The organism is Lacibacter sp. H407 (assembly GCF_037892605.1).
GTDB lineage: Bacteria > Bacteroidota > Bacteroidia > Chitinophagales > Chitinophagaceae > Lacibacter.
In genome coordinates this window covers 3,253,779-3,278,368 of the sequence record NZ_JBBKTU010000001.1, presented here as the reverse complement: position 1 = coordinate 3,278,368, position 24,590 = coordinate 3,253,779, and the positions used below count along the sequence as shown (strand labels likewise).

Below are 24,590 nucleotides of genomic sequence, written 5' to 3'. Positions count from 1 at the left end.
AATTAACCAGCTTTCTCTTCCCACACTTGCACCAACTGTACTAACATGGCAGCACTTTGTTCCATGTCGTATACGCCGATCCATTCGTGTTTGCTGTGAATGGCCTGCATACCTGTAAATAAATTCGGGCAAGGCAATCCCATATAACTTAAACGGCTGCCGTCGGTTCCGCCACGGATCGGCTCTTTTACTACGGTTAAGCCACACCGTTGGTAAGCTTCCACTGCATTGGCAACTATTTCGGGATGCTGATCCAGTATCTGTTTCATGTTACGGTATTGTTCCTTCACCACAAACTCCATGGTACAGTTTGAATATTGTTTCAGTATACCTTCTGCAATAGCTTTGAGTTTTGCTTCGTGGGCCAATAAACCTTCTACGGTAAAATCCCGGACAATGAATTCAATAGTTGCCTTTTCAGCAATGCCATTGATACTAAGCGGATGTACAAATCCTTCCCGTTTTGTTGTTGTTTCAGGACTCCACTCTGTTTTTGGAAGAGCCGTTAAAATTTCTCCGGCGATCTTTAATGCATTCACCAGAATTCCTTTTGCATAACCGGGATGTGCACTTACGCCATGCACAATGATCTTTACGCCATCTGCACTAAACGTTTCATCTTCCAAGGTACCCAGCTCGCCACCATCCAAAGTATAAGCAACGGTTGCTCCTAATTTTTTGAGATCAACTTTGTCGGTACCTTTTCCTACTTCTTCATCGGGTGTAAACAATAGTTTAATTGTACCGTGTTTTACTTCAGGATGTTGCACTAGATAATTGGCCATACTCATTATAATGGCTACACCTGCTTTATCATCAGCACCTAACAATGTATTACCGCTGGCTGTAATAATATCTTTGCCGATATGTTGTTTGAGATAACTGTATTTAGATAAACTGATGATCTGCGTAGGATCATCGGGCAACACAATGTCTTCTCCATTATAATTCTGATGCAGAATTGGTTTTACATTGGTGCCGCTGCAATCAGGTGCGGTATCAACATGACTGCAAAAACAAACAACCGGCACATCTTTGTCGGTTGTGGGAGGAATGGTTGCGTATACATATCCGTACTCATCCATGTGGGCATCTTCAATTCCCATTGCCAGCAATTCCGCTGTTAATAGTTTGGAAAGCTCTTTTTGCTTCTCCGTTGTAGGCGAACTGTTGCTTTCCGGATCACTCTGTGTATCGATCTGTACATAACGCATCAACCGACCTGCTGCTCCAAACTTGTTTTCTACTGCCATACGCTTATTTTTGAAGTTGTAAAATAACAGCGTTTCATCGCACATACCAAAACCAACTGCATGCAAACATCTCCTGTGGTACAAAAAGGCTGGCTAAGGGTTCTGCTTTTTATGATCGCTTTCTTGTTGTTTATTTTCTTCGGCAACAGCATACTTGGATTATTGATCGTACTGCTGGGACTGAATGAAAACAACGAAACACTCTTTTACAGCAGCATTCTGCTTAATTTTTTTATTGCGTTGGTATTAGTTTCCACCTTCCGGAAAGTATTTGACCGCAGATCGTTCAAAAGCCTCGGTTTTACGTGGGACGGTTTTGGAAATGAACGGGCTGCAGGTTTTCTTACCGGCATTTTACTCATTACTGTAATGGCAACTGTTTTATGGAGCATGGGACTGCTGCAATGGTTCTTTGCAGAAGTACAATTGCCCGATCTTGTATTGGTAACAGTGATCATGATGGTTGTAAGTATTGCTGAAGAAATGGTGTTTCGTGGGTACATTTTAAACAACCTGATGCAATCGATGCCCAAACAGGCAGCGCTGTTTACATCGGCATTATTGTTTGCAGGATTTCATTCTCTCAATCCCAACTTTAATCTCATTGCATTCATCAATATTTTTATTGCCGGCGTATTGCTTGGCTGCAATTATATCTACACACGCAATCTTTGGTTTGCGATCTTTTTTCATTTCAGCTGGAACTTTTTCCAGGGCCCTGTATTGGGTTTTGAAGTGAGTGGATTGGAACTTCCAACACTGCTCGAACAAAATATCAAAGGTTCGATATTACTTACGGGTGGCGACTTTGGTTTGGAAGCTTCGTGGCTGGCTACATTTACCATGGCATTGATGACGCTTGTTTTATTCAATCTGTTCCAACGCAAGTACAATGGAACTGTTGAATAATTGTTGATAAGCGGCTTGCAATTAGTAAACAGTTTGTCTACTTTACTACTTCATCAAAACCAACGAACATGAAGAAGATTCTTATTGGCGGCCTTGTAGGCGGCATTTTACTGTTTGCATGGCAAACAGTTTCTTTCGCAATTGCTAATCTTCATGACAAAGGACAGGAATACACCTCAAAGCAAGACAGTATTCTGCAGTTTCTCAACAGCACCGGTTTAGAAGAAGGCACCTATTACATGCCCCGTCTTCAAAACGAAAATTCATCGGAAGAAATGGAAAAGTTCATGAAAGAAGTGGAAGGCAAACCATGGGCACGACTTAGTTATTACAAAGCCTGGAACATGAACATGGGTATGAATATGGCCCGTGGCGCATTGGCTGATATCATTATTGTTTGCTTTCTTGTATGGATCTTTTCAAAAATGAGTACGCAAAGTTTCGGCACCTACTTCATTTCCAGTATTCTGATCGGCATTATTTCGTTTACCCATACTGTTTATACAGGGCATATCTGGTATCCAATGCATGATATTACTGCATACTTCGTTGATGCTATTGTCTCCTGGGGATTGATTGGATTATGGTTGGGATGGTGGATGAGGAGGAAGTAGTTTTTTTGAGTTGTAAATTGTGGTTACTGGCAACAGTGCAATTATGTTGCTGTGTTGGCGTCGCACTCTTGTACAAGCTGAATTCTATTCAACAAAAAACGGTTCGCAAAATGCGAACCGTTTTTTTTAATTGCTGCCAATTGAACTTATGTACAAGAGTGCGACGCCTTTGAAGCTGATCAACGAAACGATGCCAGGCTCACAACTCAAAATTTACAACTGTATTACGGCATAATGATCAATCCTTTGGAATCGATCTCGACCATTTCAATATCAAACACCAATTCTTTACCCGCCAACATATGATTTGCATCCAACACTACAATTTCTTCCTGTACTTCTGTAATGGTAACAGGAAATTGCTGACCGGCACTGTTGTTCATCATTAACTGCATCCCAATTTCCGGCGTCATATCGTCGGGGAAATTTGTACGTGGAAACTCAATGATCATTTGCTCATTGCGTTCGCCATATGCCTCATTAGGAGGAATGTTGATTGTTTTTTTATCTCCGATAACCATACCTACCACGGCATCATCAAATCCTTTGATCATCATACCGGCACCCACTTCAAACTCAAGCGGCTCACGACCCGCACTTGAATCAAACTGCTCACCTGTTGTCAATTTACCGGTGTAATGCACACGTACGGTATCACCTTTTTTTGCCTGCTGCATAATTTTAAAATTTCCGCCAAAATTACTGGCAAATGCCAGCCCTGCCAATAAATTTTTTTTACCGCACTATTTGTGCAACTTTGAGCTACAAACCACTTGTAATGAAGCAACTCCTATTATTATTGGCTTTTTCGGCGGTGTTGATGGCCCAGGCGCAACAAAAAAACAAACGATCCGGCTACAACCGTGGTTCCATCAAAAACAGGGAATTCCAGACCGGTGCCGAAAATATGGGGCAATACCTGCATTTGTTGAAAGGTAAAGGCGTTGCCATCTTTGCAAATCAAACTTCAATTGTTGGCAAAACACACCTGGTGGATACGTTGCGAAAACTGGGCGTAAACATCAAAGTGATCTTTGGACCGGAACATGGTTTTCGTGGTACGGCAGATGCCGGTGAAAAAATCGGCAATTACAAAGATCCAAAAACAGGCATTCAAGTAATATCGTTATACGGCAGCAAACGCAAACCATCCAAAGAAGATCTCAAAGATGTGGATGTGATGCTGTTTGATATACAGGATGTAGGTGTGCGGTTTTATACATTCATTTCATCGCTGGAATATTACATGGAAGCGGCAATGGAATATGGCAAGTATATGATCGTGCTGGATCGTCCAAACCCCAATGGACATTATGTTGATGGCCCTGTGCTTGAACCTGCATACAAATCATTTGTAGGTATGCAGCCCATCCCGATCGTGTATGGTATGACGATTGGCGAATATGCACAAATGATCTTTGATGAAGAATGGATCGATCCGAGATTGTATGAAATTGCAGGCAAGCATGGCAAGTTTGAATTAAGCGTAATTCCCTGCAACAATTACACACATAATACAAAATACGAACTGCCCATCAAACCTTCACCCAACTTACCCGACATTCAATCCATTTACCTCTACCCTTCCACTTGTTTTTTTGAAGGCACTGTGTTGAGTGAAGGGCGTGGCACGAATATTCCATTTCAGATATTCGGACATCCCTTATTACCGAAAACATTAAAATCGTTTACACCACGCAGCAGAGATGGCGCAAAAGATCCGAAGCTGAAAGATCAGCTATGTTATGGCTGGGATTTGAGCGGACCAAAGGACAAAGTATTTTATACCGCAGGAAGTAAAGTACAGGTGAAATGGCTACTGGAAGCTTATCAACTTTTTCCGAAAAAAGATGAATTCTTTCTTGCGCCAGCCAGTGGCAAACCCGTTGATTTTTTCTTTAATAAACTGGCCGGCAACAGTACGTTGATGCAACAAATCAAAGAAGGAAAAACAGAAGAAGAAATTCGCAAAAGTTGGGAGCCGGGCTTACAGAAATTTAAAGCAATACGGAAACGGCATTTGATCTATAAAGATTTTGAATAACCCTCAAAAATTGGAAGCGTATTGCAATGGAGTTTTATTGATCAACATTCGTTCAAAGCGTTTGATTTCAAACTCGCCAATTTTAGTTAAAGCATATCCAACAATAATCACTAACCTTCCCTCTGCGATATCTTTTGCAGTCATAGTTTGCGCACCACAGATCACATAAAAAGAGTTGCTTGTTTTATCGCCCAATAAAAAACCGGCCTTCCAAAATTCATTCAGAATTTCAGAAACGCCTGTTTTGATTTTTTTTATAAATAGAGCGCTTTTATCGGCGGTAGCAACCATTGAATCAAGAAAGTGATGAATACGCCCATAGATCCTTTGCGAAGTTGTTACAGGTAATTTCGCAATAGAAGCTGATGATAAAAGACGTGTTTTTTGTGATTCTAACAGTTTAATAGGTTGAACAGTGTCCTGTGCCAAACTTGCAACAGGAACGCTAAACAACATTATCCAAAATATCCATTTCATGGTTACGCTAATGTATAATTAAAGAACAATTTCTGTTGTTTTAAATTTAGCATATACGCTAACTGTCACTCTACAAAAAAATCATCTGTTTTATAAATGCGCCTCCCCTTTTTACAGGATTTTTCCTTCGGAATATCATCGTTTTCAGGGATACCTCACCCTTGTGTTTATAAATATATTTGTTTACTAAAATGAAGCACATGAAAAAGATACTTGTACTTTCTGCCCTTCTGTTCAGTTCGGCACATGCCCAAATTACCACTATCAAGACTCTCCCCACCAATACTTCAATATCTTTCGCAGGAATTTGGACGGGCGTGCAAACAAACGATCTGGGCCAACGAACTCAAGCAGTAAACTTTGAACTAACTGCCACTGGAGAATTTATTATGGGATCTGCTGCCAAGGGGAAATATGTAATTAACAACAATACTATAGAAGGAACCTTTAAACAGTTCAGCAATAATGAAACATATTCCTTTTCCGGTTCTTTTGATGCCCCAAGCAATAAACTTACATGTACGTTAGGTGCCGGGGCAAACGTAAAAGGCCAAGGAATATGGGTTGTTTCAAAACAAAGCACCACCTCTTTAAAAACTTCAACCATTCAAAATACTACTCGCATTACTCAAACAAATGTGCAACCACCAACTACGAATAACACAACTTCTACCACGCCTCCGCCATCGGCCACAAAAAATCCACCGGTGAAAAACTTCAGATGCGATAGAACTGATTATGAAGAATATTATCTTATTTCCACGAAGCTGATTTTTTATACAGGCAATGACAGTAAAGAAGCACCATCAATGGTTTCAATAAATTGCTCAATACCAGGAGCAGCTTCTTTGTACGAGAGCAGCAACCCTTCTTTAATTGGCAGCACAAATGGTCAACAATCTGACCTGAAATACGAGTTCAAAGCAAATAGCAATGTAACAGTGCCTGCGGGTATGATCTACTATCCTTGTGGCAACGGAAAGGAAGCAGATTATATGCCAGATGAGGTTTCACTTAACAGAATAACCCGCTCAGGTCTTATAATTGATGTTTATTATTCTCCGAATTTCTTTATGGATGCATGGAAGGTGGAGCGAATTGATGTTATACTGGAATTTAAACAACCAGACGGAACACTACATAGCACACATGGAACCAAAATCATTCCTTATTACAATTTAAACAAACTATTCACGGCATCAAACAATAAATTGACCTTAAAATCAGACCGGTTTCTGATGCCAATAAATTGATAAGATTCAGTTCAATGATTTGATAAGAATTTGCAGGAAAACATGGAAGTCTGCTTCTCTCCTATCGAAAAAAACATCCTTATTAATTGTCCGTTTTGAAAAAGCAGTGCAGAGTTTCTTTGCACTGCTTTTCTTTTTACCATCCATTTAAAAACTCCCTAACTTCGGCATTAGAAAAAATTGCTCATCACTTCATTACTCAGTATATGATCACAGTTCTTCATCCCTGGCATGGCGCTCATTATGGTCCAAAAGCTCCTGAGCGTGTAAATGCACTCATTGAAATTTCGCAAGGAAGTCGCAGTAAATATGAAATTGATAAAGACACCGGTTTGCTTCGCCTCGACCGGGTGATTTATTCATCGTTCATGTATCCGGTCAACTACGGTTTTATTCCACAAACACTTGGTCAGGATAGTGATCCGTTGGACATTTTAGTGTTGTGTTCGCAAGCTATTCAGCCACTTTGTTTGGTAGAAGCAACAGTTATTGGTAATATGCAAATGATTGACCAAGGCGAACATGATGATAAAATTATTGCCGTAGCAAGTAACGATCCGATGGTGAAACACATCAAGGATGTAAGCGAAATGCCCGAACATTTTTTCAATGAACTGAAACAATATTTTGAGCAATACAAAGTACTGGAGAACAAAGTAGTTGAAATTGATAAGTTTCAACCAAAAGAAGAGGCTTACAAAATTATTAATGAAGCCATCGAGTTTTACAAAGAGAAATACCGAGAGAAACTTTAATTCACCATGCAAACAAAAAAAATGGATACAACAATCATTATTGCAGTGCTCATTATTGGGCTCGCCGCAGGTATTCTTGGTGGCATGGTGGGTGTAGGTGGTGGCTTAATTGTAGTGCCGGCATTGGTTTACTTTCTGGGCTTTAGTCAACACTCAGCTCAAGGCACTTCATTGGGCTTATTGGTATTACCCGTTGCTTTGTTTGGTATGATGAATTATTACAAAGCAGGCCATGTTGATTTTAAAGTAGTGGGATTACTGGCAATTGGATTTGTAGTGGGAAGTTACTTCGGCAGTAAGTGGAGTTTGAGTTTACCACAGGAAACAGTGAAGAAATTTTTTGCGATTCTTTTATTTTATACGGCGTTTAAAATGATTGGCTGGGAGAAAGTTGTAGTCGGTTGGTTCAAGAGTTGACCGTTGATGATGTGATAGTGAATGATGCAAATGATGATTATTGCACAAGAGTTTCTTCTATTCGCTCACAGCTCGAAGCTATTAGCTCGTAGCATTCTTACACTCTCTTTATCACCCGGAGCCGATGCGTTCGCTCACCCGTTTGGCTATGAAGAATTCCTGCACCATCGATATTATCAACACGCACTTTACCTGCTGCATGTACAATTTCATGATCGTTCAGCAACAGGCCAACATGAATGATTTTCCCTTCTTCATTATCAAAAAAAACAAGATCGCCGCAACGGGCTTCCTGTAAAAATCCAAGATCTTCTCCCATCATCGACTGATGTGCAGCATCACGTGGCATTTTCTTTCCAACAAAGCGCATCAGCCCCTGTACAAATCCGCTGCAATCAATTCCAAACACCGAACGTCCGCCCCAGAGATAAGCTGAATTCAAATACGTAAAAGCCAACTGACGAATACTCTCTTCATCAAACACATGCGCTCCTTCCATTACCAACTTACTGCTGCTTTTTATTTTCGTGTCGCCCCACATGGCTTCGCCGTTTTGTAAACCCGGAACTGCACTGCCAAAAGGCACATGCATGGGAAGATCATTCACCATCATTACCCCACTCCATGTACTCACCAATGCAACCTGATCCTGCAACGCAATCGCTTCGCTTACTTCGGTGAGTTGGTTCCGCATACAATAACCCGTATAACCGTCGTAGAGGCAAACCAGTTCAACCCATTCGCCATGGGATGCCAGCAGTTCTACGGCTTCGCCAAATAATAATTGGGATGTAATTTCCGCTTCATGCCGGGGCTCCTTACGGAGTGGGGCAACCGGAACAACACAAAGGGCGTTATTCATTTGAAAAACATTTGAATGAATATATGGAATTTTATGAGCCTGTGCATCTCTTGAGTAAAATAACTAACTTGACCGTACAATCCTGTTTGTGAACGCATCCTACTCCACCATACCCGACCAGGAATTACTCCAACGCTTTTACCATGATGGCGATAATAAATGGCTGGGCCTGCTCCTGCAACGTTATACCCTGCTGCTGTTTGGTGTGTGTATGAAATATTTAAAGAATGAAGAAGAAGCCAAAGATGCGGTACAGCAAGTGTTTGAAAAAAGTATTAAAGAGCTTGGTAAATACAAGGTAGATTATTTTAAAAGCTGGATCTACATGGTGGCCAAAAACCACTGCCTCATGCAACTGCGGGATAAAGGCAAACTGCCCAAGGAATTAAAGGAGCAAATGATCACCACTCCCGCCGAAGACATTAACCATACAGAGCATTGGCAGAAAGATGAACTGCTGGAACAGCTACGCCAGGCCGTTAGCGAACTGATACCTGAACAACGCATCTGCATTGAACAGTTTTACTTAGAGAAAAAAAGCTATACCGATATTGCAACCGGCACCGGTTTTACACTGATGCAGGTAAAAAGCTATATTCAAAACGGAAAACGTAACTTGAAAATGGTTTTGCTCAAACAACAAAAACATGAGCGATAAGTTACTCGACATATTAAACGAGCGGGACGACCTCACCGAACAGGAATTACTCCAATACCTGCAGGGAACACTTACGCCCGAAGAACGCAATGCAGTAGAACAACGACTGGCCGCATCGGAAATGATGAGCGATGCCGAAGAAGGTTTGCGCATGGCCGATGAATCAAAAATGAACCATGCTGTTGCCGATCTCAACAAAAAACTTTCGCTGCAACTCCAGCAGCAACGCCGCAAACGGAAACACAAGCCCGTGCCAAATCAATCATTGATCATCATTACAACTTTTTTGATTTTGGTGTTGATTGTGCTGGCTTTTCTGGTGATTTATAAAATGAGGAACGGGTGATAAATATCGTCGAAGCGAAATCGATTGCCTTTTCCTGAAAAACGATACCTTCAACTAATCACTCTGTAAAAATTCGTGTGATACTCAGCAATAAAAATCCACAAGGTTTGTAAAGCATAAAGACATCAAAATGAAACAAATAATTACTGTATTGATCCTTCTTTGCTACCTACAGTTACACGCACAGGATACAAGTTCTTTCAAATTTGCATTTAACCACCTGGCCTTATCGGTGAAAGATGTAAACCGTTCAGCTACTTTTTATAAAGAAGTTTTACGACTAAAGGAAATCACCAACCGCTCGGCTATTGAAGGTATCCGCTGGTTTGCCTTAAGTGATGATAGAGAACTGCATCTTATTTCGGTAATTAAAGAACCGGTTATTACCAACAAAGCCATTCATGCAGGTTTAACGAGTGGCAACTTTGATGCGTTTCTTGAAAATCTCAAGCGTTTAAAAATTCCGTATAGCGATTGGCCGGGTAAATCAAACACAGTGAACATACGTGCTGATGGTATTAAACAAATATTTTTTCAAGACCCGGATGGCTATTGGATAGAAGTGAACAATGTAACAATGCAATAATAACCGGCTCAAAACCTGTTGGATCAAACGATAAACATTACTACCAGCACCTGCAAACGGTATTTCATTTTAAACTTAGCGAATAAACAAAACCACAAACATTATTGGGGGCTTATTGCCGAGCAACCTGCTAAGGCTGCAAAAGCATTCCTGTTATGTGGCATTTCGCAGAAAATCTTATCTTTCCAACATGAAAACGCAACACTATAAAGGCAATCTGCTCCTCATTATATTATGCTTTCTTTTCAGTTGCGAAAAACCGCCCACGCCAAATTCATTCAAAGAGATTGTTTCATTTGATTTAAAAAAATCGGATGGCACATCGTTCCAACCGGGTGAAGTTGCTATTAAAATCTTTCAGGATTCAGTAATTGTAACAGTTCCATACAACACCAACAGGAACCCATTAACGCCCTATTTCACAATTACAGGTTTAACCATACTTCCCGCAAGCGGTGTAGCGCAAAATTTCAATGTACCGGTACAATACACGGTTACTGCTCAGGACCAAACGAAAAGAATTTATACGGTGGTTGTTAAACCAAATAATCCCCCGCCGGGATTTGTCTATTTTGGGAATGATAATACGTTTTACGCATTGGAAGCTGTAACCGGAAAACTTGCGTGGAAATATGAAAGCAACGCATCCTTTGCTTATTCAAGTGCCACTTACTCAAATGAAACAATTTACGTTGGCGGTATCGACAACAAAGTATATGCTTTTAATGCTAAAACGGGAGCGGTGAGATGGGAAAAAACAATTGCCACAACGGGCATTGAATCAGATGCAGTTTTTGTTGATGGTACAATTTATGTTGGCACAAACGATGATTATTTATATGCCTTAGATGCAGCCAATGGAAATGAGAAATGGCGTTTCCGCACTGGCGCAAATGTGAGTGCAAGTCCCACTGTTTGGAATGGAGCTGTTTACTTTGGAAGCTCCGACGGAAAATTGTATGCATTGAATGCATCAACAGGAGAACTGAAATGGCAGTATCAAACCGGGGCTATGATTAATCAATCGGGGCCTGCATTGGTTAATGGCGTTATTTATGTCGGCAGTCGTGACAGTTACCTGTATGCTATTAATGCATCAAACGGAAGCCTTGTATGGAGATTTTACGCAAACGAAATTTCACTTGAGCAATCATCGCCAACAGTTGCAAATAACATTGTTTACATAGGTGCATGGTACAATATTTCAACTTCGGAAAAAGGTTGCTTCTATGCAATAAATGCAACTACCGGGCAACTGGTTTGGAAACAATTGAGTAATACAGGTGTAAGTTCAAGTCCAACAGTAGCAAACGGAATTGTCTATATTACTGCTGATGATATGAAGATTCATGCGATGAATGCTGCAACAGGCACAAGCATTTGGCAAAAAGAAATTCTACCAAACTCTGCGAGCCCTGCGGTATCGGACAACATTGTATATGTAGGTGGTGGTGGCACACGTTACTTTTATGCATTTGACGCAGCCAATGGAAATGAGAAATGGCGTTTTTTACTAAATGGTGTTGGCAGAACGTCTTGCCCATTAATAATTAAAGTTAACGGAGATCCGGATTACGCCGGAGATTCCGGATTGCTGCAATAAAGCTCCCCCTCACTTGATCATTTCATGATTGTAATTGAGAATAGCTGTCCCATTTTTTCAGATCGCTAAAACACAATATTTAAACCCGAAAACAAAGCGATCAGCAAAGTGTGTATGCTGTGCGAACGAAAACTATTTGGTGTGCCCACTTCTTGAAACACGCTTCATTCGTAAGGATACCTGCTGAATCATTAAGCCGTAACTACATCAACTTCATGCATCTATCCCTCATTAGCAAGCAACAATTGAACTATTCTATACAAAGTGCTCCGTATCGCTGGCAAAGCATTTCGGCACAATCGGCTTAATAAGCTTAGCTTGTGAGTAAAGCGTTGCAAAATGTACGCCATTCAAACAGGTAAAACAAATACTTTTCAGTAAGTAAGGGAAAAACGACAAATGATCATTTATGTAAAGAATATGGCTTGCGAAAGCTGCAAAGTAGTTGTAACGCAGGCATTGGAAGAATTAGAAATTGAAACATACAAAGTTGAGTTAGGAGAAATTCAAACAAAACATGATGTATCAGACGAAGACAAAGAGCGTTTGAGCAAAAAAATTAAAATAGCCGGACTTGAGTTACTTGATAAAAAAAACGGTGTGCTTATTGAGAAGATCAGAACTGTTATGATCGATTATGTTTACAACAGTGATGAAAAGCCTGTGAAAAATTTCTCTACAATTTTGAGTGAAAAACTAAATCACAGCTATGGCTATCTTGCCAACTTTTTTTCGGAAGTGGAAGCAACAACAATTGAACAATACCTGATCTCTTTAAAAATCGAACGCATCAAAGAACTGATCTTATTTGATGAAGCTACACTTTCAGAAATTGCGTACAAATTACATTACAGCAGTGTGGCGCACCTCTCAACTCAATTTAAAAAAGCAACCGGTCTTACTCCTACCCACTTTAAACAGCTGAAAGAAAAGCGAAGAATGACCATCCAGAATTTTTAACATCCTCAATCTTCGATAAACAAAGGCTTTGATCAATTCCGTATGCAAAATACAGGTTCGATCAAAGCCTTCCCTTTTTATTATCATCACCTCAACTACCGGACGATTTGTCCCCTAACAATACCACCAGGAAAAAAATTGGAGTGTGCATTTACATACGCAGCGCCCTCCGTAATTAATGTGTACTGCATATCATTTAACTGGATCACTTTATTAATTCCAAACTGTGAAGCGTTATCGGCAAGACCAATACGTACAGGCCCATTCATACCAGCCATTCCTGCGTGTACGTGAGCGAAACGTAACGCATCACCTTCTGCCAATTTCTGGATGATGATCTTGGAATACAATTTCTTACTTTTTGAAACACGTAAAATAGCAATTCCTTTTGTATCTGTTTGTACAGCGGGAACTTCCTGTGCGCCCTCTAATTGCACTACTTGTGTAAACACAATGGGATCATTGTCCATTTCATGACTCCCAAGATTGGCTTCTGCTGAAAGCTGGCTTTCACTGAGGCTTGCTTTAACTTCTGATTTTTGATCGGCATACTTAGAGCAGGATGCAACGATAAAACCTGCACTCAAAAAGAGTGCAATGGCTTGCAAATTCTTTCTCATAATAATGTTTGTTTGATATATTAACGAATTAATGAGAAGAACGGTTGTCTTTTATCAAAAAAAAATCAAGCTAAAAGCTCACCTGCACAACTGTTGAATCCAATGCTGGTATTGCGGATATATCTTCAACAATTCTTCTTGTTTCGCCATTTCAAAATCAGCAAAATCAAAGCCTGGAGCAACTGTGCAACCAACCAAAGCAAAACTTTGTTCGTTTGCGGGTTTTGATGCAAACCAGCAACCTGCTTTTACCAGTTGCTGAAAACGATAACCGTTGTTCAGATCATTACCGAGCAATAAGATCTCTCCTTTCCCATCGGGATGTATCACATATATCTGCAACCCGCCACCTGCATAAAAATGCCAGAGCTCATCGCTTTTGATACGATGAAAAGCAGAGTAATCAGTTCCTTCCAACAGGAAATAAATAGCAGTTGATATCAATCGATCTGCACCAAACCGTACAGGCAATGCAGCAGCAGGTATCTGTTCTTCGCTTTCGTAGGTGCGACTGTAAAAACCACCTTCCGGATGTGGTTGCAATTTTAATTGCTCAACATAATCAGCAGCTGACAAACTCATACCTGTATCCATTGAAATTGTTTTGAGTTGTATTGAAACAAAGCACGGCGGTTACCGCTGTGATGAAGAAATGTCCAATCCATTTGTTGTATCGTTGTTTCAATAACGCAGAAATTTTTCCAAGCAATATCAATCAGTTCCGGCTCTACTTGTTTTTGATTGAGATCAATCAACTCTGGTGTTGAAAGAGTTGTACCCGAAGCTGACGATGTAGTATACGTTAATCTGCTGGAGAGCCTCGACTCTTCCCATGCTTTGTCAGCAACCTCGTCATCCAGATGAACAATTGCCGTAGCATTTAAGCGAAGCTGCATCCGGATGTCTTTATCATAAAACAACCAACTCATTTGCGCCTGCTTCTGCAACTGATGCACTTTTGGAGAACGTATATCGGTATGGAAAAACAATTTCTTTTGCGTGGCATCTGCATGTCTCAATACAACCGTCCGTACTTGTGGTTGTTGTTGATCCATCGTAGCTACTACACCTGTATGAAAGGGAGCTTTAAAAGATGAAACTGACTCCTGCAACAACTCCCACACCTTGGTTTCAATTGCATGCAGATCATGTTGTAAAAAAAGATAGTCCATACCGCAAAGAAAGAAAAAAGGCTGCAATGTGTTGCAGCCTGTTGAACGATTTAAACGCCGGGGTTCTGTTTCGCTGGCTCATCATCGCCATCAAACTTATCTTTTACTTTGTCCCAAAGCCCGGTGGCTTTTTCTTTCAGATCATCCACCACATCTTCTGCCTTATCCTTGAATTCTTCAAATTTATCTTCGGCTTTGTCTTTCAGTTCTTCAAGCTTGTCTTCCGCTTTATCGGCATACTCCGACGCTTTTGCTTTCAGGTCCTGTAACGTATCCTGTGCTTTGTCGGTCCAACTTTGCTTTTCAGAATCGGTTGTCTGGGTGCTTTTGTTCTCTTCCATTGTTGTAAGTTTTTATTGTTAAAAAAGGCGTTGGTTAAGTTACAACAATAAAACGGTTTCATTCTTACCATTTTGTTATCAAAAAGCCGATGACGGCTGAACATTACAACCGTCCGCTTCTTATCTTGCAGCTGATGTTGTTTCTGAGATCCATTGCACTTACACAATTTAAAAACTACAGCCATCAACGTTTTACGTTTGATGCGCCGATTGTTGCAATAACAGGCGCAAACGGCATTGGCAAAACCAATTTACTGGATGCCATTCACTATCTCTGCTTTACCAAAAGTTATTTTAATTCGGTTGATGCCAACAATGTGCAGCATGGTGTAGTTGGTTTTCGTGTAGAAGGTTTGCTGGATGATAACGGACAGGATATTCCGGTGAGTATTGTACTACGTGAAACAGGAAAAAAAGAAGTGAGTTGTAATGGTGCTGCATATGAAAAATTTTCACAGCATATCGGCAAATACCCCTGCGTAGTTATTGCACCAGACGATGTGGAACTGATCATTGGAGGAAGTGAAGAGCGTCGCAAATTTTTAGACACACTGCTGTCGCAAATGGATGCTGCTTATCTGCAACAACTCATTATCTATACAAAAGTGATGCAGCAGCGTAACAGCTTCCTCAAATCTTGCGCACAAACACAAACAAGAAATAATGCACTGCTTGATGTATTGGATGAACAATTAATCACTGCAGGCAATGCTATCCACACACAACGAAAAAATTTTTTGCCGGAGTTTAATGAGCAGGTCATTCGTTTTTATCAAGCAATTGCAGGAAAAGCTGAACCTGTTTCAGTGAAGTATGAAAGTCAGTTATTGCAACAGTCGTTTGATCAGTTGTTGTTACAAAACAGGGAGAAGGATTATTTACTGCAACGCACTTCTATTGGTATTCATAAAGATGATCTTTTGTTTGAATTGAACGGAGAACCATTTAAGCAAACGGCTTCACAAGGGCAACGAAAGAGTTTGCTCTTCAGTTTAAAACTGGCAGAAGCAGAAGAACTGAAACAACACAAAGGCTTTGCCCCGCTTTTGTTGCTTGATGATGTGTTTGAGAAATTAGACGACAGCCGAATGCACAACTTATTGGACTATGTGTGTACGCAGTTTGGCGGACAGGTATTCTTAACCGACCCTCACCCCAACCGTATTACAACAGCGTTTGAAGCACTGGGCAAAAAGGTGCAATTGATCGAACTTGTTTAGAATAAAACAGGCAATATGCAATCGGCAAAGAACAACAAGCAACCTGAGACTTCATTTTTGCCTATTGACCATTGCCCATTCACCACTCACCAATTTCAATTACCTTCGTACTATGGGCGAGATGAGTTTACAGGAAGCAATGCAACAGTTTTTGAGTCAGAGCAAACTCAAGCAACGGGTGCGTGCACTGGAAATTAAAGACGTGTGGGCCGAGTTGATGGGCACCACCATTGCCAAGTACACCGACGATATTAAACTCATCAATCAACAGCTCATCATTACCACCAGCGTAGCTCCACTCAAACAGGAACTTCTTTTTCAAAAAGAAAAGATCCGTAACCGCATCAACGAAATGTTCGATGAACATGCGGTGAAAGAAGTGATCATTAAGTAACAGGTACACAGCTCATTCACCTTCTCACTGAAAACTCTCATCTTTTCTGCTGACTTCCATCATTTTTTAGTTGCCTGATCTGACGAAACTTTGAAACCGTCAACAGATACAGAAACAATTAAAACGGAATCCCATGAGCTATACTTCAGTACCACATCTCAGCACCGAGCACCAGGATTGGTTAAAAGCAATTGACTTTTATGACAATGAACTTGACATTCTGGAAAAACGACTGACAGAGGTAGCAACAAAAAATACCGGCATCGATGCCATGAAAGGCGTTGAACATTTTCAAAATCAATTTATCATTCAGCGAAATACCATTGATGAGTTACGGCATAACATCAATGAGCATGTTCATAAAACCATGCTTGATGCCAAAGACCACGGCGGAAGAGTTGAAACGAAACAAATACTTGAACACGGAAAAGTAAAAGAAGAGTTTGATGTATTTGAAAAAGTGATCAATGAATTAAGAGATGAGTTCAAACTCTATCTCACAAAATGGATGTGATCCACATAAAAATACTGGCTGTGCAATCGGTCAGCTGTTAATCGTTAAAAGAGCTGCCTTTCCAGGCAGCTCTTGAATTTTATAGAGGCAGCAATCAGAATCTGCCTTCATCTACATCTTTAATAAAATCGATGACACCTGTCATGAACACATGTTGATCGTCCCACATTGCTAAGTGACTTCCGTTGGGGCAATAGAGATAGCGGCCCTTCTGCACCAGCTTACTTTGCTCTTCCATGGCCGCCGGATCCATTGTATCATGTTTTGCTCCGATCATGAGCGTTGGCACTTTTATTTCTTTTAACCTTGCTTTGATATCCCATTTTGCCAATCGTCCACCAACACCAAACTCACTTGGGCCTTGCATCATCGTGTACACTTCACCGTTCACATGCTTCATGGTGCGATTGAATCCATCGGGCCATTCTTCCAGGCGACATAAGTGCTGCTTATAAAAATTCGGCAACAACAATTCCATGTAGCGAGGATTTGCAAAATCAGCTTTTGCTTCAATTGCCCGTATCTCCGCAAGCACAAAAGAATCCATTTGCTTTGCTAATACTTCCTGCGCATATTTTCCATACTCGGGTGCACTCGCCATCATATTGGCGACCAGCAAACCTTTTAAATGTTGTTGATACTTGAGTGCATACTCCATTGCCAGAATACCACCCCATGAATTACCGAGCACATAAAAATTCGTGCTATCAGCACCAATAGCCTGACGTACCTGTTCCACTTCTTCAACAAAGCGCTCGGTGGTCCAAAGACTGCTATCTTTTGGTTGATCGCTGTAATAAGAACCCAATTGATCATATTCATAAAACTCAAAACCTTCTTTCGGAAAAAAACTTTCAAAGCATTCCATGTATTCATGCGTCATTGCCGGACCACCATGCAATAACAATACTTTAATGCGTGGATTATTACCGAATCGTTTTGTCCACACCTTGAATTCACCTACAGGTGTTTTGATGGGAATCATACGTACCCCGGCAGTTTGTACACCGCTGTCGCCGTAATTAAAATAGTCAGCAACGGTTGGCGCTGTTGGCTTTTCCGTGCAGGAAAACAAGCAAAGAATGAATGAAGAAAGCAGAATTGAACGCATATGGTTTTGTTTTAAACTTACAGTTTCCAAATATCCATCTGTCGGAGTGTGCGTACATCGTACATATAACATCGTACATATCATCACCCTACTCTCACTCTCGGATCAACAACTGCATACAACACATCTGCCAGCATATTGATCAACACAAAAATAAACGCACTGATCAGCACACTACCCATCACAACGGGATAATCTAATTTCTCTAATGCTTCCACAGTTACTTTTCCAATGCCCTTCCATCCAAAAATATATTCAACAAAAAAGGCACCAGCCAGTAATTCCGCAAACCAACCTGTCACCGCTGTTATAACCGGATTCAATGCGTTGCGTAATGCATGTTTCCAGATCACCGTTTGTTTGCTCAATCCTTTTGCATAAGCAGTACGCACATAATCCTGGTTGAGCACATCCAGCATTGAACTTCGTGTAAGCTGTGTAATGATTGCCAATGGACGAATGCCCAATGTAATAGCAGGTAAAATGAGATTTTGCAATGTATAATAATGTTCGCCGGTTTGTACATCAATATCAAACCAACTGCCCGTCATGTTAAGCCCGGTGTACTTACTCAATAAAAAACCAAACACATACGCAATCAAAATTCCCATAAAGAAAGAGGGTGCAGAAATACCGATGATGCTGGTAAACACAGCAGAGGTATCCATCCATGTATCTTTTTTAACCGCAGCAACTACACCAAGAAACACTCCCAATATAGTTGCCAGCAACATGGCCGCTACCGCCAGCATAATGGTGCCCGGTAGTGCTTCCATCAACAACTCACCTACTTGTTTTTTTGTTTGATAACTGCGACGCAGGTAAGGTAGCTTAATTGCTAAATTCCTTTCTCCGCCAATAAACAAACCTTGAAGTTGTTTTTTTTCAATTTCTTCTTTGCTGTGTACGGCAATGGGCGACACATCATTTACATACAACAGGAACTGTTTCCATTTGGGTTGATCGAGGTACAGTTCTTTTTTGATATTGGCGATGGTAGCACTATCGCCGGTTTGTCCCATCACCAAACGGGCAGGATCACCAAAGCCCTGGAACATCCAGAACACAACGGTAACCACGCCCATTAAAACGAGCAGACCATAAAATAATTTGCGAAGAAGATAAGCACCCAAATGATCGGTTGTATTGATTAGTTCAATTTGTTGAATGACGCTGCACTCCATTTCTTCATCACCACCGGTCCATTCATTTTATACAATGTTGGAATAGCCCGTGCTGCTGTTTTGATCGCTGTTACATCGCATGTAATAATATCCAACTGACCCAATATAACATCTGATGCAAAAAAATCTTTTGCTGCATCAGGCACACTGGTAACAAGTAATAATTTTTTTGTTTTCGCCAGCTCCGATACTTGCTTTATCCATTCATCAGTTGTTTTCAAGTCATTAAAGCTTTGCACAAATAACAAATAGTATTCGCCTTTTTGTTCCAATATGTCGCCCGATATATCAGCGCCATCCATCGTCTTCAGATCAAAATCTTTGATCTTCGGCTCATTGTTTTTTCCTTTCGCTACCAAAGTTTGTTTACGTTCAACAAATTCCCATGTGCTATCCGGCAGGTTACTCATTGCAAACTCCTGCTCCTTCCCGTCTTTTTTGTATTTGAACTTGTATTCGTATTTATCAGGTACCGCATCAGCCGGAACTTTCCGTAATTCAAGAATGTTATTACCTTTTTTAAATGGCAGACAATCCACTACCGGCAAATATTTCAACGTGAACCATTGAAAAGCCAATGAAAGCACCGCTGCATCTAAAACAAAAATGAAGTTCATGATCTCCTTTTTAAACATTGGCTGAATGCTATTGCGATGTTTGAAAATATAACCAATCAGAACCAAGAGTAATAGATCTTTCAAAAACGATTGTTGTGGTGTAAGTGGAAGGCAATCGCCAAAGCAACCACAGGAAGCAAACTTGGCTGTCCCGTCGGGATTGGTAGCCAGCCATGCATAGCCCGTTAAGAATGTGAAAAACACGATCAGCAATAACAACAACCAGCTGAAGAGTTTCATGCGCCATCCAACAATTACAGCAACACCTGCAATAATTTCAAACGCATTCATGAGGATTGACATTCCCAATGTATAATCATGAAAGCCTGATAATTGCCATGCTTCAAAAAACTCCTGCATCTTATAACTCAATCCAAGTGGATCATTGGCTTTTACCAATCCGGAAAAGATAAACAGAATACCAACGAACCAACGGGCAAGTGTAAGCGATTTATTCATGTTGTGAATTGTTGTAGTGAATAGCAGTTACCAATTGGCAATGGTCAACAGTTAATAGGCAAATAATCTGCAATCGCCAATCTAAAATCCGAAATCCTACATCAGACATCATCTCTTGTGCGTTCCTTCTTCAATCAGGATCAAACCAAAAATTGCATAGTTGATGATGTCGTAATAGTTGGCATCAATTCCTTCACTCACCAAGGTTTTGCCATCGTTCTGCAATATCTGGCGGATGCGTTGCAGCTTGGCCAGCATCAGGTCAACAAAACTTTCCTGGCTCATCTCACGCCATGCCTCACCGTAATCATGATTCTTATCGAGCATGAGCAATTGGGCCTTTGCAATTTTATCGTTGTACAGCTCCATTACTTTTTCAACAGATAACTCATCATTTTCACTGGGAGGAAGCTCCAACTGGATCAACCCCATCACCGCATAGTTCAAGATACCTTTAAATTCAGAAGCAATGGTATCACCGATCTTCTGTTCCTGTTTTTCCTGGATGGTGCGTATACGTTTGGCTTTGATATAGATCTGATCAACAATGGAAATAGTTCGATAAACCCGCCATGAAGTACCATAGTCACTCGTCTTTTTCTTAAAGATATCCCTGCACTGATTTACTGCCTGCGTATATTGCTCGATCGTATTCATGAACGGTTGAAAATTGTTTCGTTAATTCGTGCTGAACTTCAGCTAAGTTCCCAAAAATACAATGTACACACTCAACTGCAAAGGAAGATTATTGGTGCTGGATAAACCGGTGGTAATGGGCATTCTCAACATTACACCCGATTCATTTTACAGCGGAAGCCGTGTGGAACAAACCGATGTGTTACAGAAAGCAGGACAAATGATTGACGAAGGTGCCACAATCCTGGATATTGGCGGACAAAGCACAAGGCCGGGCAGCGATCGTTTAACAGCAGCTGAGGAGTTGAACAGAGTACTGCCCGCCATCAAAAGCATCAAAGAAAATTATCCATCTGTTTTTTTATCGATCGACACCTATCATGCAACTGTAGCAAAAGAAACCGTTGCTGCAGGAGTTGATCTGGTAAACGACATCAGTGCCGGTGATATGGATACAAACATGCTTTCAACAGTTGCTTCTTTAAATATTCCGTTTATTGCCATGCATATGCAAGGCACACCTGATACCATGCAGGACAAACCCACCTACGATAATATTGCAAAAGAAGTGGTGGATTATTTCATTCAAAAAACAGCGGCATGCAAAGCGGCGGGTATAACAGATATCATCATCGATCCGGGTTTTGGTTTCGGCAAAACTATCAATCATAATTTTCAATTACTGAAGCAGATGGAAGTGTTTCATCTGTTTCAGCTACCGGTATTGGCAGGGCTAAGCCGCAAATCAACCATCTGGAAAACATTGCATGTTACACCGGAAGAAGCATTGAACGGAACAACAGTACTAAATACACTTGCGCTGACAAAAGGTGCATCTATTCTACGGGTGCACGATGTAAGGGAAGCAGTAGAAGCTATCAAACTATACGAAGCTTACAGTAACGCATAGCCGAAAAAAAACCGATCAACTATTTCAGAAAATAAGAAAGGAGACAGTAAACTGTCTCCTTTCTCTATTCATTTAAGATCGAATCTTATTGTTGTCCGTTCGGGTTTTGTTGAGGCATCTGCTGTGGAGCAGGCGGCGTTGGAGCACCAATGCTCAACACTTCAATTTCGAAGATCAGGTTATCGTAAGGCTTGATCTTGGGAGGTGAGCCCTGCATTCCGTAAGCAAGCATAGAAGGGATATAAGCTTTCACTTTACCACCAACAGCTACTTGTTTTACTGCATCTTCAAAACCAGGAATACTTCCCTGCTGACCAATTACCAATGGCAATGGATCAACGTGACCAAAACTTGTATCTACGTTTGAATCAAACTTAGTTCCGTCGAAATTCATTCCGGTATACTTTACCATTACCTGCTGACCGCTGTCTGGTTTTGCGCCAGTACCTGCATTCAACACTTCAACATAAGTACCCAAGGCAGTTTTAGTAGCAGTTACATTCTTCGATTTCAGGTAAGCTTCTACATCCTTAAACTCTCTTGTTTTCTGCGCTTCCATCTCAGCGTTAAATTCATTCTGCGCTTCAGTAATGTCTTTCATCACCTTTGTAATGCGGATGGTGATGGTGATCTTATCACCTTTCTTCATACCCGGAGGCATTTGACCCATATTCAATTTTGCAATTGAATCGGCACTTTGCACAATTACAGCACTATCGCCTGCTTTCATCATTGGAATAATTTCAGAAAGATCATACGGACGACCTGCACTGTCAACAGCTGTAAACGCAGGGATCTTACCATATGAATTATAGGTAACAGAATCTTTTTGTTTTACAATAGCGTTGAATTTGATGAATGTACCCGCTTTCAACGGTGCACCTTTTCCATCAGAAATGATCTTGTACAGCAAACCGCTCTTTGCTTTTTTGAAAGAGCCGCCACCGCAACTTGCCAGCACCACTACCGCCAGCATGGCTACAAAAATTGATTGAATTGTCTTCATTGTTTGTTTTTAAAACGTTTCTAACTGCGATTTATATTCTTGAATAACATCTTTGAATTTGCGTAAGGTTGTATCCAGGCTATCATCTGTTTCCCCGCCTGCTGCGTTGAAATGCCCACCCCCGTTAAAATATTGCCGGGCAAATGTATTGCAATCAAAGTCACCTTTGCTGCGGAAGCTCCATTTTCTTTTTTCGTCCCTGTCTATCACAATACAGGCCAATTTAATGCCTTGTATTCCCAACGGATAGTTCACCAAACCTTCTGTATCGCCGGTTTTGATCTGGTAGCGAAGCAAATCCTGCTTGGTTACCCAAATAAGTGCTGTATTCAACTGGTAGTCGATCTCCATCCGGTTGGTAAGCACATGCCCGATAAAGCGGAACCGGTTTTCGAGGAAGTTATCGTAAATATTTTCGTGAATTTGGGTATGCTCCAGGCCACGACGCTTAAAATCGGCCACCATTTCAAACACACTTGCAGATGCAGCGGCAAAACGGAAACTACCGGTATCGCCAATTACACCGGCATACAGGCAGCGCATCATGTCCATGTTCAACTTATCAGCATGTCCGCTTTTTACAATAAAATCGTACACCATCTCACAGGTGGAGCTTTTCGTTGTATCACTAACGCCATAAGCAAACACTTCTGTTTGCGGTTCACGGTGGTGATCGATCAAAATACGTTGCCCCTTTGCCTGCTCAATTACCTGCGCCATGCGTTTAACACGGTTCAGGGCATTGAAGTCGAGACAAAAGATCAAATCTGCATCATTTATAATTGTATTACTCTTATCAATGGTGATCTCGTAATTCAACACTGTTTCACAGCCGGGCATCCAGTCGAGAAAGGCCGCCCAGTTGGTAGGTGATATCACCTGAACTGTATGACCGAGTTGCGTTAATAAATGGTAAAGACCCAGCGACGAGCCCATTGCATCAGGATCGGGCTTTTGGTGGGTGGTGATCACAACCTTGGCGGGCGTGCTCAATAATGGATATAATTCGTTGATTTCTTGCATAAAGACGGTTGCAAATGTAGGGGAAATGGATAAGTTATGAGGTAAGAGTTATGGGTTACGGGTGTCTTGTGCCTTTATCCTTGTGCCTTACTCCTTCTCCCTTATCTTTGCGCCGCAAAAACAAAGAAAATCATGAGCAATCGTACGTTTACAATGATCAAGCCCGACGCAATGAAGAATGGTCATGCCGGTGCTATTTTAGACAAAATTATTAAAGCAGGTTTCCGTGTAGTAGCATTGAAACAAACAAAACTTTCGGCTGAAAGAGCCGGCGAATTTTACGCAATACATAAAGAGCGTCCGTTTTACGGAGAGCTGGTTGAGTTTATGAGCAGCGGTGTTATTATCGCAGCTATTCTTGAAAAAGACAATGCTGTGTCTGATTTCCGCACACTTATTGGTGCAACTGATCCAGCAAAAGCAGATGAAGGAACCATCCGTAAATTGTTTGCAACATCTGTTGGTGAAAATGCAGTACATGGAAGCGACAGTGATGAGAATGCAAAAATTGAAGGAAACTTTTTCTTCAGTGGATTAGAACAAAATTAATCGTTGAGTTTTTCAGTAGGTGATCCCTCTTATTTTACAAGAATAAGAGGGATCTTTTTTTAAACATATGAAGGCTTGTTGGTATTGTTTTTTTATA

30 protein-coding genes are annotated in these 24,590 nt (G+C 40.9%); 16 read left to right on the top strand and 14 right to left on the bottom strand.

All coding sequences use genetic code 11. The features are described from left to right. Positions 1-2 precede the first annotated feature (2 nt). Entirely contained in the window at positions 3-1,253 is a 1,251-nt protein-coding gene (pepT, locus tag WG989_RS14310) for a peptidase T (RefSeq protein WP_340430320.1), read from the bottom strand. Positions 1,254-1,313: 60 nt separating this feature from the next. Between pepT and WG989_RS14305 the strand changes: the two genes are divergently transcribed. Together WG989_RS14305 and WG989_RS14300 are read left to right on the top strand one after the other, a co-directional pair. Then, a complete protein-coding gene (locus WG989_RS14305) occupies positions 1,314-2,162 on the top strand; it encodes a CPBP family intramembrane glutamic endopeptidase (RefSeq protein WP_340430318.1) in 849 nt (282 codons plus the stop codon). 68 nt (positions 2,163-2,230) lie between these two features. Continuing rightward, positions 2,231-2,776 (top strand): hypothetical protein, encoded by a 546-nt coding sequence (locus tag WG989_RS14300; RefSeq protein WP_340430315.1) that lies wholly within the window; start codon positions 2,231-2,233, stop codon positions 2,774-2,776. A 224-nt stretch (positions 2,777-3,000) separates the two neighbouring features. On the opposite strand, the gene WG989_RS14295 is transcribed toward WG989_RS14300, so the two are convergent. Then, entirely contained in the window at positions 3,001-3,453 is a 453-nt protein-coding gene (locus tag WG989_RS14295; protein ID WP_340430314.1) for an FKBP-type peptidyl-prolyl cis-trans isomerase, read from the bottom strand. Positions 3,454-3,554: 101 nt separating this feature from the next. Between WG989_RS14295 and WG989_RS14290 the strand changes: the two genes are divergently transcribed. Continuing rightward, positions 3,555-4,820 carry an exo-beta-N-acetylmuramidase NamZ family protein gene (locus WG989_RS14290; RefSeq protein ID WP_340430313.1) on the top strand — a complete coding sequence of 422 codons (1,266 nt, stop codon included), beginning with the start codon at positions 3,555-3,557 and terminating at the stop codon, positions 4,818-4,820. 3 nt (positions 4,821-4,823) lie between these two features. On the opposite strand, the gene WG989_RS14285 is transcribed toward WG989_RS14290, so the two are convergent. Then, positions 4,824-5,297, bottom strand: a complete 474-nt coding sequence (locus tag WG989_RS14285) for a hypothetical protein (protein ID WP_340430311.1) — start codon at positions 5,295-5,297, stop codon at positions 4,824-4,826. Between the two features lie 200 nt (positions 5,298-5,497). Between WG989_RS14285 and WG989_RS14280 the strand changes: the two genes are divergently transcribed. The 3 genes from WG989_RS14280 to WG989_RS14270 all read left to right on the top strand — a co-directional run bounded on the left by WG989_RS14280 (position 5,498) and on the right by WG989_RS14270 (position 7,722). Continuing rightward, positions 5,498-6,550, top strand: a complete 1,053-nt coding sequence (locus tag WG989_RS14280) for a hypothetical protein (RefSeq protein ID WP_340430310.1) — start codon at positions 5,498-5,500, stop codon at positions 6,548-6,550. Between the two features lie 206 nt (positions 6,551-6,756). Beyond that, positions 6,757-7,305: an inorganic diphosphatase gene (locus WG989_RS14275; protein WP_340430309.1), complete on the top strand. Its 549-nt coding sequence runs from the start codon at positions 6,757-6,759 to the stop codon at positions 7,303-7,305. Between the two features lie 6 nt (positions 7,306-7,311). Next, positions 7,312-7,722, top strand: a complete 411-nt coding sequence (locus tag WG989_RS14270) for a sulfite exporter TauE/SafE family protein (RefSeq protein ID WP_340430307.1) — start codon at positions 7,312-7,314, stop codon at positions 7,720-7,722. Between the two features lie 97 nt (positions 7,723-7,819). Here the strand turns inward: WG989_RS14270 and WG989_RS14265 are convergent, their stop codons facing one another. Continuing rightward, the gene (locus WG989_RS14265) at positions 7,820-8,584 is read right to left on the bottom strand and encodes a C40 family peptidase (protein ID WP_340430305.1); all 765 of its coding nucleotides are present in this window, start codon (positions 8,582-8,584) and stop codon (positions 7,820-7,822) included. Between the two features lie 88 nt (positions 8,585-8,672). On the opposite strand from WG989_RS14265, the gene WG989_RS14260 reads away from it, so the two are divergent. The 5 genes from WG989_RS14260 (at position 8,673) to WG989_RS14240 (ending at position 12,737) form a co-directional block, all read left to right on the top strand. Further along, the gene (locus tag WG989_RS14260; protein WP_340430303.1) at positions 8,673-9,242 is read left to right on the top strand and encodes an RNA polymerase sigma factor; all 570 of its coding nucleotides are present in this window, start codon (positions 8,673-8,675) and stop codon (positions 9,240-9,242) included. Beyond that, on the top strand, positions 9,232-9,588 hold the full coding sequence (locus tag WG989_RS14255) for an anti-sigma factor (protein ID WP_340430302.1): 357 nt from the start codon (positions 9,232-9,234) through the stop codon (positions 9,586-9,588). Before WG989_RS14260 ends, WG989_RS14255 begins: the two co-directional genes overlap by 11 nt. A 130-nt stretch (positions 9,589-9,718) precedes the next feature. Beyond that, positions 9,719-10,174: a VOC family protein gene (locus tag WG989_RS14250; protein WP_340430301.1), complete on the top strand. Its 456-nt coding sequence runs from the start codon at positions 9,719-9,721 to the stop codon at positions 10,172-10,174. A gap of 190 nt (positions 10,175-10,364) precedes the next feature. Next, complete coding sequence (locus WG989_RS14245) at positions 10,365-11,777, top strand: outer membrane protein assembly factor BamB family protein (RefSeq protein WP_340430300.1); 1,413 nt, start codon at positions 10,365-10,367, stop codon at positions 11,775-11,777. Between the two features lie 399 nt (positions 11,778-12,176). Beyond that, a complete protein-coding gene (locus WG989_RS14240) occupies positions 12,177-12,737 on the top strand; it encodes a helix-turn-helix domain-containing protein (RefSeq protein WP_340430299.1) in 561 nt (186 codons plus the stop codon). A 95-nt stretch (positions 12,738-12,832) separates the two neighbouring features. Here WG989_RS14240 and WG989_RS14235 read toward each other — a convergent pair whose 3' ends face one another. From WG989_RS14235 to WG989_RS14220, 4 genes are all read right to left on the bottom strand, one after another. Beyond that, a complete protein-coding gene (locus tag WG989_RS14235; protein ID WP_340430297.1) occupies positions 12,833-13,357 on the bottom strand; it encodes a CHRD domain-containing protein in 525 nt (174 codons plus the stop codon). A gap of 78 nt (positions 13,358-13,435) precedes the next feature. Then, positions 13,436-13,951 (bottom strand): cupin domain-containing protein, encoded by a 516-nt coding sequence (locus WG989_RS14230; RefSeq protein WP_340430296.1) that lies wholly within the window; start codon positions 13,949-13,951, stop codon positions 13,436-13,438. Beyond that, the gene (locus WG989_RS14225) at positions 13,936-14,529 is read right to left on the bottom strand and encodes a pyridoxamine 5'-phosphate oxidase family protein (protein ID WP_340430294.1); all 594 of its coding nucleotides are present in this window, start codon (positions 14,527-14,529) and stop codon (positions 13,936-13,938) included. Before WG989_RS14225 ends, WG989_RS14230 begins: the two co-directional genes overlap by 16 nt. A 50-nt stretch (positions 14,530-14,579) precedes the next feature. Then, positions 14,580-14,870 carry a YtxH domain-containing protein gene (locus WG989_RS14220; protein ID WP_340430292.1) on the bottom strand — a complete coding sequence of 97 codons (291 nt, stop codon included), beginning with the start codon at positions 14,868-14,870 and terminating at the stop codon, positions 14,580-14,582. Between the two features lie 89 nt (positions 14,871-14,959). Here WG989_RS14220 and recF point away from each other — a divergent pair, with 89 nt between their 5' ends. The 3 genes from recF to WG989_RS14205 all read left to right on the top strand — a co-directional run bounded on the left by recF (position 14,960) and on the right by WG989_RS14205 (position 16,998). Continuing rightward, entirely contained in the window at positions 14,960-16,090 is a 1,131-nt protein-coding gene (gene recF, locus WG989_RS14215) for a DNA replication/repair protein RecF (protein ID WP_340430291.1), read from the top strand. A gap of 64 nt (positions 16,091-16,154) precedes the next feature. Further along, positions 16,155-16,484 (top strand): DciA family protein, encoded by a 330-nt coding sequence (locus tag WG989_RS14210; protein WP_340430288.1) that lies wholly within the window; start codon positions 16,155-16,157, stop codon positions 16,482-16,484. A gap of 133 nt (positions 16,485-16,617) precedes the next feature. Continuing rightward, positions 16,618-16,998: a hypothetical protein gene (locus tag WG989_RS14205; RefSeq protein WP_340430286.1), complete on the top strand. Its 381-nt coding sequence runs from the start codon at positions 16,618-16,620 to the stop codon at positions 16,996-16,998. Positions 16,999-17,092: 94 nt separating this feature from the next. On the opposite strand, the gene WG989_RS14200 is transcribed toward WG989_RS14205, so the two are convergent. The 4 genes from WG989_RS14200 to WG989_RS14185 form a co-directional block, all read right to left on the bottom strand. Continuing rightward, the gene (locus tag WG989_RS14200) at positions 17,093-18,109 is read right to left on the bottom strand and encodes a proline iminopeptidase-family hydrolase (RefSeq protein WP_340430284.1); all 1,017 of its coding nucleotides are present in this window, start codon (positions 18,107-18,109) and stop codon (positions 17,093-17,095) included. An 83-nt stretch (positions 18,110-18,192) separates the two neighbouring features. Continuing rightward, a complete protein-coding gene (locus WG989_RS14195; protein WP_340430282.1) occupies positions 18,193-19,242 on the bottom strand; it encodes an ABC transporter permease in 1,050 nt (349 codons plus the stop codon). A gap of 17 nt (positions 19,243-19,259) precedes the next feature. Further along, positions 19,260-20,369: a BT_3928 family protein gene (locus WG989_RS14190; protein WP_340430281.1), complete on the bottom strand. Its 1,110-nt coding sequence runs from the start codon at positions 20,367-20,369 to the stop codon at positions 19,260-19,262. Positions 20,370-20,477: 108 nt separating this feature from the next. Then, positions 20,478-21,026, bottom strand: coding sequence for a DUF1599 domain-containing protein (locus WG989_RS14185; protein WP_340430280.1), 549 nt, complete (start codon positions 21,024-21,026; stop codon positions 20,478-20,480). Positions 21,027-21,087: 61 nt separating this feature from the next. Between WG989_RS14185 and folP the strand changes: the two genes are divergently transcribed. Then, positions 21,088-21,915 (top strand): dihydropteroate synthase, encoded by an 828-nt coding sequence (gene folP, locus WG989_RS14180; protein WP_340430278.1) that lies wholly within the window; start codon positions 21,088-21,090, stop codon positions 21,913-21,915. A gap of 85 nt (positions 21,916-22,000) precedes the next feature. On the opposite strand, the gene WG989_RS14175 is transcribed toward folP, so the two are convergent. Next, positions 22,001-22,921, bottom strand: coding sequence for an FKBP-type peptidyl-prolyl cis-trans isomerase (locus WG989_RS14175; RefSeq protein WP_340430276.1), 921 nt, complete (start codon positions 22,919-22,921; stop codon positions 22,001-22,003). Between the two features lie 9 nt (positions 22,922-22,930). Beyond that, positions 22,931-23,944, bottom strand: coding sequence for a DHH family phosphoesterase (locus WG989_RS14170; protein WP_340430274.1), 1,014 nt, complete (start codon positions 23,942-23,944; stop codon positions 22,931-22,933). 132 nt (positions 23,945-24,076) lie between these two features. On the opposite strand from WG989_RS14170, the gene WG989_RS14165 reads away from it, so the two are divergent. Then, positions 24,077-24,493 (top strand): nucleoside-diphosphate kinase, encoded by a 417-nt coding sequence (locus WG989_RS14165; RefSeq protein WP_340430272.1) that lies wholly within the window; start codon positions 24,077-24,079, stop codon positions 24,491-24,493. Positions 24,494-24,590: the final 97 nt, after the last annotated feature.

Bases quoted from the DNA above. Each gene is read 5' to 3' on its own strand.
- pepT (WP_340430320.1), bottom strand. From the start codon at position 1,253: ATGGCAGTAGAAAACAAGTTTGGAGCAGCAGGTCGGTTGATGCGTTAT.
- WG989_RS14305 (WP_340430318.1), top strand. From the start codon at position 1,314: ATGCAAACATCTCCTGTGGTACAAAAAGGCTGGCTAAGGGTTCTGCTT.
- WG989_RS14300 (WP_340430315.1), top strand. From the start codon at position 2,231: ATGAAGAAGATTCTTATTGGCGGCCTTGTAGGCGGCATTTTACTGTTT.
- WG989_RS14295 (WP_340430314.1), bottom strand. From the start codon at position 3,453: ATGCAGCAGGCAAAAAAAGGTGATACCGTACGTGTGCATTACACCGGT.
- WG989_RS14290 (WP_340430313.1), top strand. From the start codon at position 3,555: ATGAAGCAACTCCTATTATTATTGGCTTTTTCGGCGGTGTTGATGGCC.
- WG989_RS14285 (WP_340430311.1), bottom strand. From the start codon at position 5,297: ATGAAATGGATATTTTGGATAATGTTGTTTAGCGTTCCTGTTGCAAGT.
- WG989_RS14280 (WP_340430310.1), top strand. From the start codon at position 5,498: ATGAAAAAGATACTTGTACTTTCTGCCCTTCTGTTCAGTTCGGCACAT.
- WG989_RS14275 (WP_340430309.1), top strand. From the start codon at position 6,757: ATGATCACAGTTCTTCATCCCTGGCATGGCGCTCATTATGGTCCAAAA.
- WG989_RS14270 (WP_340430307.1), top strand. From the start codon at position 7,312: ATGCAAACAAAAAAAATGGATACAACAATCATTATTGCAGTGCTCATT.
- WG989_RS14265 (WP_340430305.1), bottom strand. From the start codon at position 8,584: ATGAATAACGCCCTTTGTGTTGTTCCGGTTGCCCCACTCCGTAAGGAG.
- WG989_RS14255 (WP_340430302.1), top strand. From the start codon at position 9,232: ATGAGCGATAAGTTACTCGACATATTAAACGAGCGGGACGACCTCACC.
- WG989_RS14250 (WP_340430301.1), top strand. From the start codon at position 9,719: ATGAAACAAATAATTACTGTATTGATCCTTCTTTGCTACCTACAGTTA.
- WG989_RS14245 (WP_340430300.1), top strand. From the start codon at position 10,365: ATGAAAACGCAACACTATAAAGGCAATCTGCTCCTCATTATATTATGC.
- WG989_RS14240 (WP_340430299.1), top strand. From the start codon at position 12,177: ATGATCATTTATGTAAAGAATATGGCTTGCGAAAGCTGCAAAGTAGTT.
- WG989_RS14235 (WP_340430297.1), bottom strand. From the start codon at position 13,357: ATGAGAAAGAATTTGCAAGCCATTGCACTCTTTTTGAGTGCAGGTTTT.
- WG989_RS14230 (WP_340430296.1), bottom strand. From the start codon at position 13,951: ATGGATACAGGTATGAGTTTGTCAGCTGCTGATTATGTTGAGCAATTA.
- WG989_RS14225 (WP_340430294.1), bottom strand. From the start codon at position 14,529: ATGGACTATCTTTTTTTACAACATGATCTGCATGCAATTGAAACCAAG.
- WG989_RS14220 (WP_340430292.1), bottom strand. From the start codon at position 14,870: ATGGAAGAGAACAAAAGCACCCAGACAACCGATTCTGAAAAGCAAAGT.
- recF (WP_340430291.1), top strand. From the start codon at position 14,960: ATGACGGCTGAACATTACAACCGTCCGCTTCTTATCTTGCAGCTGATG.
- WG989_RS14205 (WP_340430286.1), top strand. From the start codon at position 16,618: ATGAGCTATACTTCAGTACCACATCTCAGCACCGAGCACCAGGATTGG.
- WG989_RS14200 (WP_340430284.1), bottom strand. From the start codon at position 18,109: ATGCGTTCAATTCTGCTTTCTTCATTCATTCTTTGCTTGTTTTCCTGC.
- WG989_RS14190 (WP_340430281.1), bottom strand. From the start codon at position 20,369: ATGAATAAATCGCTTACACTTGCCCGTTGGTTCGTTGGTATTCTGTTT.
- WG989_RS14185 (WP_340430280.1), bottom strand. From the start codon at position 21,026: ATGAATACGATCGAGCAATATACGCAGGCAGTAAATCAGTGCAGGGAT.
- folP (WP_340430278.1), top strand. From the start codon at position 21,088: ATGTACACACTCAACTGCAAAGGAAGATTATTGGTGCTGGATAAACCG.
- WG989_RS14175 (WP_340430276.1), bottom strand. From the start codon at position 22,921: ATGAAGACAATTCAATCAATTTTTGTAGCCATGCTGGCGGTAGTGGTG.
- WG989_RS14170 (WP_340430274.1), bottom strand. From the start codon at position 23,944: ATGCAAGAAATCAACGAATTATATCCATTATTGAGCACGCCCGCCAAG.
- WG989_RS14165 (WP_340430272.1), top strand. From the start codon at position 24,077: ATGAGCAATCGTACGTTTACAATGATCAAGCCCGACGCAATGAAGAAT.